Here is a 14,054-nt window from a genome sequence, read left to right as displayed (position 1 = left end):
CATTTCACGGAGGCCGTGGCGGGAATCGAACCCGCGTAACTCGCTTTGCAGGCGAGCCCCTGAACCACTCGGGCACACGGCCGTGTTGATGCCCTAGACCATAGGCCCGCCCCCCGGGGCGGGGTCAACGGTTGGGCGCGGGGCGCAACGTGACCGCCACACCGCGTTCACGAACCGGCGGCGGGCCTACGACGATCGGACGACGAGGAACCCGACCACGGCCAGGCGCCGCCGAGCCCCTGGCGACCTACGCTGCCGCCATGACCGCGCTGAACGGACCTCTCAACGAGCAACGCACACCGCCCATATCGGGCACCGGCGACCGGGCGGAGACGGTGCTGAGCCGCCGCTACCGGGCGTTGACGCTGGGGATCGTCTCGGTCGTGCTGCTGGTCGCCTTCGAGGCGACCGCCGTCGGCACCGCGATGCCGGTCGCCGCCCGCGATCTGCACGGGCTGTCGCTGTACGGCTTCGGTTTCTCCGGCTACTTCACCACCAGCCTGTTCGCGATGGTGGTCTCCGGCCAGTGGTGCGACCGGTCAGGACCGCTGGCACCACTGAGCACCGGTATCGCCTGTTTCGCCGGCGGACTGGTGGTCTCCGGCACCGCGCGGGCCATGTGGCCGTTCATCGCGGGGCGGGCCGTCCAGGGCGTCGGAGGCGGGCTGTTGATCGTCGCGCTGTACGTGGTGGTCGGCGGTGCCTATCCGGAGCGGCTGCGGCCGTCGGTGCTGGCCGCGTTCGCCGCGTCCTGGGTGGTGCCGTCCATCGTCGGGCCGCTGGTCTCCGGCGCGGTGACCGAACAGCTGGGCTGGCGCTGGGTGTTCCTCGGCATCCCGGTCCTGGTGGCCCTGCCGGTCTCGGTGGCGCTGCCCGCCCTGCGCCGGGCGGCGGTCGCGCGGCACCCGGACGCCGCCGCGCCGCGCGACCGGCGCCGCGTCCCGCTGGCGCTGGGCATCTCGGCGGGCGTGGCACTGCTCCAGTACGCGGGCCAGGACGTGCGCAGCTGGTGGTCACTGCTGCCCGCGGCCGCGGGGGCGGCGCTGCTGGTGCCGTCGGCGGTGCGGTTGCTGCCCCGGGGGACGTTCCGGGCCGGGCGCGGGCTGCCGTCGGTGGTGCTGCTGCGCGGTATCGCGGCCGGGTCGTTCCTGGCCGCCGAGAGCTTCGTGCCGCTGATGCTGGTGACCCGGCGCCAGCTCTCCCCGACACTGGCCGGTCTGTCGCTCGCCAGCGGCGGCGTGACCTGGGCGCTGGGCAGCTATGTGCAGTCCCGGCCGCGCCTGGAGCCGTACCGGGAGCGGTTGGTGCGGGCTGGGATGGGGCTGGTGGCCACGGCGGTGGTCGGCGCGGCGCTGGCGCTGGCACCGGTGGTGCCGGCGTGGATCGTGGCGGTCGCGTGGTGCGTGGGCGGGCTCGGCATGGGGATCGTGATCGCCTCGATGAGTGTGCTGCTGCTGAGGTACTCGCCGCCGCGGGAGGCGGGCGCCAACTCGGCGGCCCTCCAGGTGTGCGACGCGCTCTCCAACGTGGTGCTGGTGGCCGCCGGGGGAGTGCTGTTCGGCGCGCTGGGCGGCGGTACGGTCGCCGCCACCGGTGGCCCGGCGGCCGGCGCCCAGTCCCATCCGGCGGCCTTCGCGGCGGTGTTCTGCCTGGCGGCGGCGGTCGCGCTGGCCGGTGTCGGGGTGGCGGGCAGGCTGCGTCCCGAGCGATAACGGCCGTTCTCGGTACGGGACTTGGCGTGGGGGGCGGCAGCCGGGCGCCGGGAGCGGAGAGCGGCGGGGCGTGCTGTGAGGTGTGTCGCACCCCGGCGTGGACTCGCCGCGTTCGGCGCGGGGCGGTGAGGAGGCGCCGGTAAGCTGTCACGGTTTTCGTATCCGACCGACGTGACCGACAGATCCGACGGACCCGCCCGGAGACCGTGACTACCACCGCCTCGCACCACCTCTCACCCGCCTTCCCCGGCCGTGCCCCGTGGGGTACGGCCGGGAAGCTGCGTGCCTGGCAGCAGGCCGCACTCGACGCGTACATCCAGTCCCAGCCGCGTGACTTCCTCGCCGTGGCGACGCCGGGCGCGGGCAAGACCACGTTCGCGCTGACCCTCGCCTCGTACCTGCTGCACAACCATGTGGTGCAGCAGGTCACGGTGGTCGCGCCCACCGAGCACCTGAAGAAGCAGTGGGCCGAGGCGGCGGCGCGGATAGGCATGAAGCTCGACCCCGACTACAGCGCGGGCCCGGTGTCGAAGGAGTACCACGGCGTCGCGGTGACCTACGCGGGCGTCGGGGTGCGGCCGATGCTGCACCGCAACCGCTGCGAGCAGCGCAAGACGCTGGTCATCCTGGACGAGATCCACCACGCCGGCGACAGCAAGTCCTGGGGCGAGGCGTGCTTCGAGGCGTTCGAACCGGCCGCCCGGAGGCTGGCGCTCACCGGTACGCCGTTTCGTTCGGACACCAATCCGATCCCGTTCGTCTCCTACGCGGAGGGCACGGACGGCATCCGGCGCTCGGTGGCCGACTACACCTACGGGTACGGCAACGCGCTCGCCGACGGTGTGGTGCGGCCGGTCATCTTCCTCTCCTACAGCGGCAACATGCGCTGGCGCACCAAGGCGGGCGACGAGATCGCCGCCCGGCTCGGCGACCCCATGACCAAGGACGCCATCGGCCAGGCCTGGCGCACCGCGCTGGCGCCGACCGGTGAGTGGATCCCCAACGTGCTGCGCGCGGCCGATCTGCGGCTGACCGAGGTCAGAAAGAGCATCCCGGACGCGGGCGGTCTGGTGATCGCCTCCGACCAGGACGCGGCCCGCGCCTACGCCAAGCTGATCCGGGAGATCACCGGGACCAAGGCGACGGTGGTGCTCTCCGACGACACCGGCGCGTCCAAGCGGATCGACGACTTCAGCAACTCGGAGGACCGCTGGATGGTCGCGGTCCGCATGGTGTCCGAGGGGGTGGACGTACCGCGGCTGGCGGTGGGCGTCTACGCGACGACGATCTCGACGCCGCTGTTCTTCGCGCAGGCGGTCGGGCGTTTCGTACGGTCCCGGCGGCGCGGGGAGACGGCGTCGGTCTTCCTGCCCACCATCCCGATGCTGCTCGGCTTCGCCAACGAGATGGAGGTCGAGCGCGACCACGTGCTCGACAAACCGAAGAAGTCGGGCGAGGACGACATCTACGCGGAGGAGGACAAGCTCCTCGCGGAGGCCGAGAAGACGCAGGACGAGGTCACCGAGGAGCAACTGCCGTTCGAGGCGCTGGAGTCGGACGCGGTCTTCGACCGGGTGCTCTACGACGGCGCCGAGTTCGGCATGCAGGCGCACCCCGGCAGCGAGGAGGAGCAGGACTACCTGGGCATTCCGGGGCTGCTCGAACCGGACCAGGTGCAGTTGCTGTTGCAGCGGCGGCAGGCCCGGCAGATCGCGCACAGCCGCAGGAAGCCGGACGCCGAGGCGGACCTGGTGGAGCTCCCGGCTGAGCGGCGCCCGGTGGTCAGCCACAAGGAACTGCTTGAGCTGCGCAAGCGGCTCAACACCATGGTCTCCGCCTACAACCACCAGAGCGGCAAGCCGCACGGGGTGATCCACAACGAACTCCGCCGCGCCTGCGGCGGTCCGCCGAGCGCGGAGGCGACGGCGGGCCAGATCCAGGAGCGGATCAAGAAGGTCCAGGAGTGGGCCACCCGCCTGCGCTGACCTCGCGCTGGGCGTTCGGGGCAAGGGCCCTTTCCGGGGGTGCGGCCTGGCCCGCCCAGGGGTTTACGGAAGTCAAGGTTCCGCATCTGCAATGCGCGTAAAACTCCGCGATCCGACGTAGCCGATCGCGGAAAGGTAAAGAGCTGTGCCCGGATTGTGGACGAGCTCTTTCGCTGAGCGGTACCGCTCGCTACTGTCCCGCTCACGCACGCGCCGTGGCAACGCCGCCGCGGAGCGCAGCCGGGTTCCACGCGACCGGCGGCCTCTGCGCGCGCTGCCGCGCTGTCGGCAGTGGTTCCGTCGCGCCGGGCCGCCACTCACCTGAGGAGGGGGCGTCGTGACCGCGGAGACCTCACAGACGCTCGACCGGGGACTGCGGGTCCTCAAACTGCTGGCCGACACCGACCACGGGCTCACGGTCACCGAGCTCGCGGCAAAGCTCGGCGTCAACCGCACCGTGGTGTACCGGCTGCTCGCCACGCTCGAACAGCACGCCCTCGTGCGCCGCGACCTGGGCGGCCGGGCCAGGGTCGGGCTGGGCGTGCTGCGGCTGGCGCACCAGGTGCATCCGCTGCTGCGCGAGGCCGCGCTGCCCGCGCTGCGCTCGCTCGCCGAGGAGATCGGCGCCACCGCGCACCTGACGCTGGTCGACGGCAACGAGGCGCTGGCCGTCGCCGTGGTGGAGCCGAGCTGGACCGACTACCACGTCGCGTACCGCACCGGCTTCCGCCACCCGCTGGACCGCGGCGCGGCGGGCAAGGCGATCCTGGAGGGCCGGCTGTGGAACGCCGCCCGCCGCAACGTACCCGCCCCCGCCTGCGCCGGCGGCCCGGCGCCGCAGGCGGAGCAGAACGGGGCGCCCGGCTACGTCCTCACCCACAGCGAACTGGAGGCGGGCGCCAGCGGCGCCGCCGCGCCGCTGCTCGGCGTCACCGGCATCGAGGGCAGCGTCGGCGTGGTGATGCTCGCGGACTCCGTACCGGAACGCGTCGGCCAGCGCGTGGTGGCCGCGGCGCGGGAGGTCTCGGAGGCACTGCGGTAACGGCTGGGGAACCGGAGACGGCGGGACACCGCAGAAGTGTTGTAATGCCAGTGTGTCTTCTCGCGCCAAAATCCTCGCCGTCTGCTCCGCCGTCGTCGTCGCGCTGCTCGCGGTGGCACTGTTCGCCCCGCTGCCGATCACGATCGCCTATCCGGGCATGACCGCGAACGTCCTGGGCGCGAACAACGGACAGTCGGTGATCACCGTGACCGGTACGAAGACCCGCTCCACCAGCGGACAGCTGCGGATGGTCACCATCGTCGCCACCGCGCCCAACGCGGACGTGCACTTCAGCGACGTGTGGAAGGCGTGGTGGTCCAGGAGCGAGGCGGCGATGCCGCGCAGCGCCGTCTACCCGGGCGGAGGCAGCGTCCAGCAGGTCACCCAGCAGAACCTCAACGAGATGAAGCAGTCCCAGCAGGCGGCCACCGCCGCCGCCCTCAAGCACATGGGACTGTCGCCCTCGCAGGTGAAGGTGGACCTCAAGCTCGCGGACGTCGGCGGCCCCAGCGCCGGACTGATGTTCACCCTGGGGATCATCGACCGTGTCCAGGGCGACGGAAAGGGCAACGACCTCACCGGTGGCCGCACCATCGCCGGCACCGGAACCATCGACCAGAGCGGCGCGGTCGGCGCGGTCGGCGGGGTACCGCTCAAGGAGCAGGCGGCCAAGCGCGACGGCGCCACCGTCTTCCTCACCCCCAAGGACGAGTGCTCCGACGCCAAGGCGGAACTCCCCGCGGGCCTGAAGCTGATCCCGGTCAACACCCTGGACGACGCGCTCAGCTCCCTGGCGGCGCTGCGCTCCGGCGCACCGCTGCCGAGCTGCTGACCCCCGACAGGCCCACGTTCAACCGGACTTGATGAACCCCTCGCGAACCAGCCAGTCCTTGGCGACCTCGCGCGGGTCCTGGCCCTCCACGTCCACCTTGGCGTTGAGCCGCTGCTGGTTCTCGGTGGTGAGCTTGGCCGTGATGGGTTCGAGCACGGTGGCGATCGCCGGATGGGACCGCAGCGAGCGGCTGTTGATCTCCGGGGCCGCGTTGTAGTCGGGGAAGAAGTGCCGGTCGTCCGCGAGCACCCGCAGGTGCCTGGCGGCTATCCGGCCGTCGGTGGTGAACACCTCGCCCAGCGCGCAGGAGGTGCCCTGGGAGACCTGGGTGTAGACGATTCCGCTGTCCATGATCCGGATGTTCCTGACCGGGATGCGCATGCCGTACGCCTTCTCCATGCCGGGCAGGCCGTCGTCGCGCACGTCGAACTCGTTCTCCACGCAGAGGGTGACCACGCCAGGGTCCGACCGCGACAGGGCGGCCACATCGGACAGCGTGGAGTAGCCGTACCGCCTCTGGTTGGCCTGGTTCGACGCCAGCGCGTAGGTGTTGTCGAGGGTGGCGGGCGGCAGCCAGGTCAGGCCGTTGCGGGCGTCCTCGTCGCGTACCGCCTGCCACTGGGCGTGCGGGTCGGTGATGGGTCTGGTGTGGCCCAGGTAGGTGATCCAGGCGGTGCCGGTGTACTCGTACATGGCGTCCGCCGTGCCCTTGAGCACCGCCTGGCGGGCGCCGATGGAGCCCTGGATGTTGGTCTTGTCGATGACCGTGGCGCCCGCCGCCTTGAGCGCCAGGCCCATCATCTCGCCGAGGATGATCTGTTCGCTGAAGTTCTTGGAGGTGACCGTCAGCGTCACTCCCCTGAGTGGTTTCCCCTGGCCGATCGAGCCGGGCTGCACCGGGTCGGCGATGGCCTGGCCGCTCCTGAGCCCGCAGCCGCAGAGCGCGGCCGTGCCGCACAGCGCGAGGGCCGCGCAGAGCGCCACCGCGCGTACCGCGTTCACCGGCGCAGGAAGCCCTGGTCGATCAGCCATGACTTCGCCACCTCCCGCGGGTCCTTGCCCTCCACGTCGACCTCGGCGCCCAGCCTGCGCGCCTCCTCGGTGGTGAGCCTCGCGGTCACCGGGCCGAGCAGCCCGGCGAGTTGGGGGTAGCGCCGCAGTGTTCCGCCGTAGACGACCGGGGCCGCGTTGTAGTCGGGGAAGAAGTGCCGGTCGTCGGTGAGCACGGTCAGCCGGTCCGCCTCGATCCGTCCGTCGGTGGCGTACACGTCGCCGATCAGGCAGGGACTTCCCGCCGCGATCTGGGTGTAGATCAGCCCGGCGTCCATCGTCATGATCCGTGATTTCGGCACCGAGACGCCGTATGCCCGCAGCACGCCGGGCAGCCCGTCGTCGCGCACCGCGAACTCGTTGTCCGCGCAGATGGTCAGGGCCGACGGCGAGCGCTGGGCCAGCGCCGCCACGTCGGAGAGCGTCCGCAGCTTGTAGCGCGCGGCGTTGTCCCGGTTGACGGCGAACGCGTAGGTGTTGTTCAGCCGCGCCATCGGCAGCCAGGCCAGTCCGTTGCGGGCGTCCTGGTCGCGTACCGCCCGCCACTGGGCCTGTGGGTCGGTGATGGGTCTGGTGTGGCCGAGGTAGGTGATCCAGGCGGTGCCGGTGTAGTCGTACATCGCGTCCGCCGCCCCGCTGAGCATCGACTGGCGGGCGCCGATCGAGCCGCTGATGCCGGTGTGGTCCCGTACCGTGGCGCCCGCCGCCTTGAGCACCAGGCCGGTGATCTGGCCCAGGACGCGCTGCTCGGTGTCCTGCTTGGAGGCGACCGTCAACCGTGCGCCGGACAGCGGGCGGCCCGCGCCGACGGAACCCGGTCTGACGGTGTCCGCGATCTGCCCGCCGCTGTGCAGCCCGCACCCGGAGAGCGCCCCCAGCAGGGCCAGTACGGCGCACAGCGGACGGCTCACCCCGCCTCCAGCCCGTGCGGGGTCATCCGCAGCTCGGCCAGTGACGCCAGCCAGTCCACCAGCAGCGCCAGCGCCACCGCGAGCACCGAGCCGACGATCAGCACCCGGGTGCGCTGGGTGACGATGCCGTTGGTGATGATCGTGCCCAGCCCGCCGCCGCTGACGAACCCGGCGAGCGTGCCGGTGCCCACGTTGAGCACCAGCGCGTTGCGCACCCCGGCGAGGATCAGCGGTACCGCCAGGGGCAGTTCGACCTTGCGCAGCACGCCCCAGCCGGACATGCCGATGCCGCGCGCCGCGTCCACCAGGCTCGGGTCGATGGCCCGCAGCCCGCTCATGGTGTTGCTGAGCACCGGCAGCACCGCGTACGCCACCATGCCGACCAGCGCGGTGTGCGGGCCGATGCCCAGCCAGAAGGTGAGCAGCGCCAGCAGGCCGATGGACGGGATGGACTGGCCGAGGTTGGCGACGGCGGTGGCCAACGGGGCGGCGCCGCGCAGTCGTTGACGGGTGAGCGCGATGCCCAGCGGGATGGCGATCACCAGCACGAAGAAGGTGGAGTACGCGACCAGCTTGATCTGCTGCCACAGCGCCTGGCGGACCGCGCCGCCGTTCAGCGAGTTGCGTTCGATGGAGTCCAGCGGGATGTTGCTGATCCACAGATAGGTGGCGACCAGCGCCAGTGCGACCACGATCGGGGTGAGCACCAGCCGCTTGGCCGAGACCCTGCGGCCGGGGGTGCTGGGCAGCATTGAGACGACCGGCTGTTCCGGTTCGCCGCCCGGGTCCTGCCGTTCGGCCAGCCGCTCGTGCTTCTCCGGGCCGCCGGTCATGGCCGCTCGCCCCCGGCGAAGCCGCTCTCCAGCCGCTGCTGCGTCTGGTGGGCGCGCGCCTCCTCCAGGTCGTGCCGGTGCTCAAGGGCGGCCATCCGGTCGGCCTCCAGCAACCGGTGCACCGAGTTCAGCAGCGTCTCCATGTCGACCACACCGACGTACTCCCCGCGCCGCCCGGTGACCGGTACCCGGCCCGCGCTGTCGGTGAGCACCGCCTCCAGCGCGTCCCGCAGCGTGGCGTCCCGGGTGACGTGGTGGGTGACCAGCGTGCCCGCCCTGGCCAGCGAGCCCTTGGCGCGCATCAGGTCGCCGCGCCGCAGCCACTTGTACGGGCGCTGCCGCCGGTCGAGCAGCAGCAGTTCGTTGCCGCCGCGCTCGCGCAGCTTGTCGAAGATCTCCTGGAGCGGGTCGTCCATGGTGACGGTGGGGACGTCCTCGATCGTCACGTCGCGCACCCGGGTCAGGTTGAGCCGCTTGAGCGCCGCGCCCGCGCCGACGAAGCCGGAGACGAAGTCGTCCGAGGGGTTGGTGAGGATCGCCTCCGGGGTGTCGAACTGGGCGATGTGCGACTGCTCGCGCAGCACCGCGATGCGGTCGCCGAGCTTGATCGCCTCGTCGAAGTCATGGGTGACGAAGACGATCGTCTTGTGCAACTCGTGCTGCAACCTGATCAGTTCGTCCTGCAGGTGGTCGCGGGTGATCGGGTCGACCGCGCCGAACGGTTCGTCCATCAGCAGCACCGGCGGATCGGCGGCCAGCGCCCTGGCGACCCCGACGCGCTGCTGCTGGCCACCGGAGAGCTGGCGCGGGTAGCGGTGGTGGAACTCGCGTGGGTCGAGTCCGACCAGGTCCAGCATCTCCTCGACCCGCTCCCTGATCCGCGCCTTGGGCCAGCCGATCATCTTCGGCACCTGCGCGATGTTCTCCGCGACCGTCATGTGCGGGAAGAGACCGGAGGACTGGATGGCGTAGCCGATCCGGCGGCGCAGCCGCACCGGGTCGATGTCGGTGACGTCCTCGCCGTCGATCCTGATCCGGCCGGAGCTGGGCTCTATCAGCCGGTTGATCATCCGCAGTGTGGTGGACTTGCCGCAGCCGGACGGGCCGACCAGGATCACCGTCTCACCGGCGGCGATCTCCATGTTGACGCCGTCCACCGCGGGCTGCTGGCTGCCCGGGTAGCGCTTGGTGAGGTCGTCCAGCTCTATCACCGCGCCGGTGACGGCCCGCTGGCGGTCATCCACGGATCCCCCTTGAGGTGGTCAGCCGCCCGATCAGCACCAGGGCGAAGTCGAACAGCAGGGCCAGTACGACGATGCCGAGCGTTCCGGCCAGCACCTGGTTGAGCGCGTTGGCGCTGCCCAGGCTGGAGATGCCGTTGAAGATCTCGTTGCCCAGGCCGGGGCCCGAGGCGTAGGCGGCGACGGCGGCGATGCCCATCAGCATCTGGGTGGCCACCCGGATGCCGGTGAGGATGGACGGCCAGGCCAGTGGCAGTTCGACCTTGAGGATCTGGGCGGTCCGGCTCATCCCGATGCCCCGGGCGGCGTCCACCAGCGTGGGGTCGACTCCGCGCAGCCCCACGATGGCGTTGCGCAGGATGGGCAGCAGCGCGTAGAGCACCAGCGCCGTCACGGTGGGCGGCACGCCCAGGCCCAGTACCGGGATCAGCAGGCCGAGCAGCGCGTACGACGGCACGGTCATGATCGTCACTGTGGTGGCGATGGCCAGCCGTCCGGCCCGGTCGTTGCGGTACGTCAGCACGCCGATGCCGATGCCGACCGCGGAGGCGACCACCATGCACTGGAACACCGCGCTGGCGTGCTGGTACGTGTCCGTCAGCAACTGCTGACGCCGGTCGCTGACGAAACTCCAGAAGTCCACGTCGGCCTCCTGACGAATCACCGTACTGACGGCCACACAAAGGCGTCTACCAGGCGTCTACGCCCCGTCCCGCGCTGCTCCGTCCTGCGATGCCTGCTCCACCAGCGGGATGATCCGGTACGGAACCGGATTTTCCATGACGATCGCCGTGGAAGCCCGCACGATGCCATCAAAACCCACGACCCGGTCGATCACACGTTGGAGATCGGCGTTCGAGCGGGCCACCAGACGGCACAGCATGTCCCCGTGCCCGGTGGTGGTGTGCAGTTCCAGCACCTCGGGCACGGTCGCCAAGTGGGCCCGTACGTCCGGGCCTTGGCCCTGCTTGATCTCCAGCGTGGCGAAGGCGGTGACCGGGTAGCCGAGCGCCGCTGGATCCACCTGGGGGCCGAAGCCCCGGATCACCCCTTTGGCCCGCATGCGGTCGAGCCGCGCCTGGACCGTGCCGCGCGCCACCCCCAGCCGTCGGGACGCCTCCAGTACCCCTATCCTCGGCTCCCGCTCCAGCAGCTTGATCAGCCGCCCGTCGAGCGGATCGATGCCCATAGCGCCTCCTTGATGGTCATCATGCACAGATTGACCGGTGGATCCCGGCTAGTGCGGCACAACATGTCCAGTGATTTCGCAAACTATTGCGCACTATGAAGCGTGGCGGGAGGCTTTCGCCATGACTGAGACCCAGGACAAGACCAAGGACGCATTCCCGGTCAAGGGCATGGACGCCGTCGTCTTCGCGGTCGGCAACGCCAAGCAGGCCGCGCACTACTACTCCACCGCCTTCGGGATGAAGCTCGTCGCCTACTCGGGCCCGGAGAACGGCAGCCGTGAGACCGCCAGTTACGTCCTGGAGTCCGGCGGCGCCCGCTTCGTGTTCACCTCCGTCATCAAGGCGGAGACCGACCGCGGCCACTTCCTCAGCGAGCACGTCGCCGAGCACGGCGACGGTGTCGTGGACCTGGCGATCGAGGTGCCGGACGCCCGCGCCGCGTACGAGCACGCCGTGGCGCACGGCGCCACCGGCCTCGACGAGCCGTACGAGCTGAAGGACGAGCACGGCACGGTCGTGCTCGCCGCCATCGCCACCTACGGCCAGACCCGCCACACCCTCGTCGAGCGCACCGGCTACGACGGCCCCTACCTGCCCGGCTTCGTGGCCGCCAAGCCGATGGTCGAACCCGGCGCCCGCCGCTTCCAGGCCATCGACCACTGCGTCGGCAACGTCGAGCTGGGCAAGATGGACGAGTGGGTGGCCTTCTACAACAAGGTCATGGGCTTCACCAACATGAAGGAGTTCGTCGGCGACGACATCGCCACCGAGTACTCGGCGCTGATGTCCAAGGTGGTCGCCGACGGCACCCGCAAGGTGAAGTTCCCGCTCAACGAGCCCGCCATCGCCAAGAAGAAGTCCCAGATCGACGAGTACCTGGAGTTCTACGGCGGCCCCGGCGTGCAGCACATCGCGCTGGCGACCAACGACATCGTCTCCACGGTGCGGGCGATGCGGGCGGCCGGTGTGGAGTTCCTCGACACGCCCGACTCGTACTACGACACCCTCGGCGAGTGGGTCGGCGAGACCCGGGTACCGATCGACACACTGCGCGAGCTGAAGATCCTCGCCGACCGCGACGAGGACGGCTACCTGCTGCAGATCTTCACCAAGCCGGTGCAGGACCGGCCGACGGTCTTCTTCGAGATGATCGAGCGGCACGGCTCCATGGGCTTCGGCAAGGGCAACTTCAAGGCCCTCTTCGAGGCCATCGAGCGCGAGCAGGAGCGCCGCGGCAACCTGTGAGCCGGGGGCCGGGCGCCGCCCCGAAGATCCTCCGCCCTCGGCCGGCGGCCGCGTGCTTTCGCTCGCGGCCGCTCGGTGCGACGCTGTGGGCATGACGGATCTTGTGGAACGGCTGCGTGCGGGACTGCCGGACGAGGCGGTGCTGACCGACCAGGACGTCACCACCTCGTACGCCCGGGACATGGCGAGCTTCTGCGATGCCGGGGCACCGGCTGTCGTCGTGCTGCCGCGCACGGTGGAGCAGGTGCAGCACGTCATGCGCACCGCGACCGAACTGCGCGTCCCGGTCGTCCCGCAGGGCGCCCGCACCGGCCTGTCCGGAGCGGCCAACGCCAGTGAGGGCTGTGTGCTGCTCTCCCTGGTCAGGATGGACCGCATCCTGGAGATCGACACCGTCAACCGCATCGCGGTGGTCGAACCGGGCGTGGTCAACGCGGTGCTCTCCCGCGCCGTCGGCGAGCAGGGCCTGTACTACCCACCGGATCCGTCGAGTTGGGAGCAGTGCACCATCGGCGGCAACATCGGCACCGGCTCCGGCGGGCTGTGCTGTGTGAAGTACGGGGTCACCGCCGAGTACGTGCTCGGCCTCGAAGTCGTCCTGGCCGACGGGCGGTTGCTGCGCACCGGGCGGCGCACCGCCAAGGGCGTCGCCGGCTACGACCTCACCCGGCTGTTCGTCGGCTCCGAGGGCAGTCTGGGCGTCGTCGTCAAGGCGGTGCTGGCGCTCAGGCCCACCCCGCCACGGCAGTTGGCGCTGGCGGCCGAGTTCCCGTCGAACGCCACCGCATGCGAGGCGATCTGCGCGATCATGTCGGCCGGACACGTGCCGTCGCTGCTCGAACTGATGGACCGCACCACCATCCGGGCGGTCAACGAGATGGCGCGGATGGGGCTGCCGGAGACCACCGAGGCGCTGCTGCTGGCCGCCTTCGACACCCCCGACCCGGCGGCCGACCTGGCCGCGGTCGGCGAACTGTGCACGGCCGCCGGGGCGACCACGGTGGTGCCCGCCGAGGACCCGGCCGAATCCGAACTCCTCCTGCAGGCACGGCGGATGTCGCTGCCCGCCTTGGAGCGGATGACCGGCACCACCATGATCGACGACGTGGCGGTACCGCGCTCCCGGCTGGCCGCGATGCTGGACGGGGTCGCCGCCATCGCCGACCGGCACGACCTGGTGATCGGGGTGTGCGCGCACGCCGGAGACGGCAACACCCACCCCGTGGTCTGCTTCGACGCGGCCGACCCCGACGCCACCCGGCGGGCCCGCGCCTCCTTCGACGAGATCATGGCGCTCGGCCTGGAGCTGGGCGGAACGATCACCGGCGAACACGGCGTCGGGGTCCTGAAGAAGGACTGGCTGGCCCGCGAACTCGGCCCGGTGGGCGTGGAGTTGCAACGCGGCATCAAGCAGGTCTTCGACCCGCTGGGCCTGCTCAATCCCGGCAAGCTGTTCTGAACCACGGCGGCGCTAGGCCCCCGCCTCCGGGCTGTCATCGCCCGGCCAACCCCCGTGCGGCCACAGGTCGTCCAGCGTGGTGGGGGCGAGCAGCCGGCTCAGTTCGTCGTCCATACCCAGCTGTTCGTGCTCGGTGCCCGGCGGGACCACACGCAGCGTGCGCTCCAGCCAGGCGGCCATCGGAGACGACGGTGCCTCCAACAGCGCGCTGCCGTCGGGGGAGTTGAGCGCCAGGCAGATCACACTGCGGCCCTCCACCTTCGTCGGCCAGATCCGCACATCGCCGTGGCCGGACGGCCGGAACACCCCCTCGACCAGCAGCTCCCGGGCGAACGTCCAGTTCACCGGCGAGTCGGAGCCGATATGGAAGGTGATGTGCACGGCGAACGGATCGTCGGTCCGGTAGGCCAGCCGGGCCGGTACGCAGACGCTGCGCTCGGGCGACAGCACCAGGGTCAGTTCCAGTTCGCGTTCCACGACGGTGCGCATGAAGACGACGTCCTTTCCTCGGCAGCCCCTGGCGGAGTGACGCAGCGGGCGCTGCGGGGGGCCGC

13 protein-coding genes and 1 tRNA gene are annotated in these 14,054 nt (G+C 70.9%); 6 read left to right on the top strand and 8 right to left on the bottom strand.

Translation table 11 applies throughout. The annotated features are described in order from the left end of the window. Window positions 1–10 precede the first annotated feature (10 nt). Window positions 11–82: transfer RNA gene (locus tag P3G67_RS27735), tRNA-Cys, on the bottom strand. Window positions 83–260: 178 nt separating this feature from the next. Between P3G67_RS27735 and P3G67_RS27730 the strand changes: the two genes are divergently transcribed. The 4 genes from P3G67_RS27730 to P3G67_RS27715 all read left to right on the top strand — a co-directional run bounded on the left by P3G67_RS27730 (window position 261) and on the right by P3G67_RS27715 (window position 5,571). Next, on the top strand, window positions 261–1,712 hold the full coding sequence (locus P3G67_RS27730) for an MFS transporter (RefSeq protein WP_276095934.1): 1,452 nt from the start codon (window positions 261–263) through the stop codon (window positions 1,710–1,712). Between the two features lie 206 nt (window positions 1,713–1,918). Next, on the top strand, window positions 1,919–3,697 hold the full coding sequence (locus tag P3G67_RS27725) for a DEAD/DEAH box helicase (protein ID WP_276095933.1): 1,779 nt from the start codon (window positions 1,919–1,921) through the stop codon (window positions 3,695–3,697). 337 nt (window positions 3,698–4,034) lie between these two features. After that, window positions 4,035–4,739: an IclR family transcriptional regulator gene (locus P3G67_RS27720; protein WP_269857697.1), complete on the top strand. Its 705-nt coding sequence runs from the start codon at window positions 4,035–4,037 to the stop codon at window positions 4,737–4,739. A 52-nt stretch (window positions 4,740–4,791) separates the two neighbouring features. Beyond that, window positions 4,792–5,571, top strand: coding sequence for a S16 family serine protease (locus P3G67_RS27715; protein WP_276095932.1), 780 nt, complete (start codon window positions 4,792–4,794; stop codon window positions 5,569–5,571). Between the two features lie 18 nt (window positions 5,572–5,589). Here the strand turns inward: P3G67_RS27715 and P3G67_RS27710 are convergent, their stop codons facing one another. The 6 genes from P3G67_RS27710 to P3G67_RS27685 are packed head-to-tail and all read right to left on the bottom strand — an operon-like array spanning window position 5,590 to window position 10,795. Then, a complete protein-coding gene (locus P3G67_RS27710; protein ID WP_276095931.1) occupies window positions 5,590–6,603 on the bottom strand; it encodes a glycine betaine ABC transporter substrate-binding protein in 1,014 nt (337 codons plus the stop codon). Beyond that, complete coding sequence (locus tag P3G67_RS27705) at window positions 6,570–7,532, bottom strand: glycine betaine ABC transporter substrate-binding protein (protein ID WP_276095930.1); 963 nt, start codon at window positions 7,530–7,532, stop codon at window positions 6,570–6,572. Before P3G67_RS27705 ends, P3G67_RS27710 begins: the two co-directional genes overlap by 34 nt. Beyond that, window positions 7,529–8,365, bottom strand: a complete 837-nt coding sequence (locus P3G67_RS27700; protein ID WP_276095929.1) for an ABC transporter permease — start codon at window positions 8,363–8,365, stop codon at window positions 7,529–7,531. Before P3G67_RS27700 ends, P3G67_RS27705 begins: the two co-directional genes overlap by 4 nt. Further along, window positions 8,362–9,609, bottom strand: a complete 1,248-nt coding sequence (locus P3G67_RS27695; RefSeq protein ID WP_276095928.1) for a betaine/proline/choline family ABC transporter ATP-binding protein — start codon at window positions 9,607–9,609, stop codon at window positions 8,362–8,364. The genes P3G67_RS27700 and P3G67_RS27695 overlap by 4 nt, the downstream gene beginning before the upstream one ends. Next, the gene (locus P3G67_RS27690; protein ID WP_276095927.1) at window positions 9,602–10,249 is read right to left on the bottom strand and encodes an ABC transporter permease; all 648 of its coding nucleotides are present in this window, start codon (window positions 10,247–10,249) and stop codon (window positions 9,602–9,604) included. The genes P3G67_RS27695 and P3G67_RS27690 overlap by 8 nt, the downstream gene beginning before the upstream one ends. Window positions 10,250–10,306: 57 nt before the next feature. Beyond that, entirely contained in the window at window positions 10,307–10,795 is a 489-nt protein-coding gene (locus P3G67_RS27685) for an Lrp/AsnC family transcriptional regulator (protein WP_276095926.1), read from the bottom strand. A gap of 121 nt (window positions 10,796–10,916) precedes the next feature. On the opposite strand from P3G67_RS27685, the gene hppD reads away from it, so the two are divergent. Both hppD and P3G67_RS27675 read left to right on the top strand, forming a co-directional pair. After that, window positions 10,917–12,041, top strand: a complete 1,125-nt coding sequence (gene hppD, locus P3G67_RS27680) for a 4-hydroxyphenylpyruvate dioxygenase (RefSeq protein ID WP_276095925.1) — start codon at window positions 10,917–10,919, stop codon at window positions 12,039–12,041. 91 nt (window positions 12,042–12,132) lie between these two features. Beyond that, window positions 12,133–13,500, top strand: a complete 1,368-nt coding sequence (locus tag P3G67_RS27675; RefSeq protein WP_276095924.1) for an FAD-binding oxidoreductase — start codon at window positions 12,133–12,135, stop codon at window positions 13,498–13,500. Window positions 13,501–13,512: 12 nt separating this feature from the next. Here P3G67_RS27675 and P3G67_RS27670 read toward each other — a convergent pair whose 3' ends face one another. After that, window positions 13,513–13,989 (bottom strand): SsgA family sporulation/cell division regulator, encoded by a 477-nt coding sequence (locus P3G67_RS27670; protein ID WP_276095923.1) that lies wholly within the window; start codon window positions 13,987–13,989, stop codon window positions 13,513–13,515. Between the last annotated feature and the right edge of the window lie 65 nt (window positions 13,990–14,054).

The organism is Streptomyces silvisoli (genome assembly GCF_029269905.1).
Lineage (GTDB): Bacteria > Actinomycetota > Actinomycetes > Streptomycetales > Streptomycetaceae > Streptantibioticus_A > Streptantibioticus_A silvisoli_A.
This window is presented reverse-complemented; position numbering and strand designations above follow the sequence as displayed.

Excerpts from the sequence above, each read along its gene's own strand:
- P3G67_RS27730 (WP_276095934.1), top strand. The coding sequence starts at position 261 with ATGACCGCGCTGAACGGACCTCTCAACGAGCAACGCACACCGCCCATA.
- P3G67_RS27710 (WP_276095931.1), bottom strand. The coding sequence starts at position 6,603 with ATGGCTGATCGACCAGGGCTTCCTGCGCCGGTGAACGCGGTACGCGCG.
- P3G67_RS27700 (WP_276095929.1), bottom strand. The coding sequence starts at position 8,365 with ATGACCGGCGGCCCGGAGAAGCACGAGCGGCTGGCCGAACGGCAGGAC.
- P3G67_RS27685 (WP_276095926.1), bottom strand. The coding sequence starts at position 10,795 with ATGGGCATCGATCCGCTCGACGGGCGGCTGATCAAGCTGCTGGAGCGG.
- hppD (WP_276095925.1), top strand. The coding sequence starts at position 10,917 with ATGACTGAGACCCAGGACAAGACCAAGGACGCATTCCCGGTCAAGGGC.
- P3G67_RS27675 (WP_276095924.1), top strand. The coding sequence starts at position 12,133 with ATGACGGATCTTGTGGAACGGCTGCGTGCGGGACTGCCGGACGAGGCG.
- P3G67_RS27670 (WP_276095923.1), bottom strand. The coding sequence starts at position 13,989 with ATGCGCACCGTCGTGGAACGCGAACTGGAACTGACCCTGGTGCTGTCG.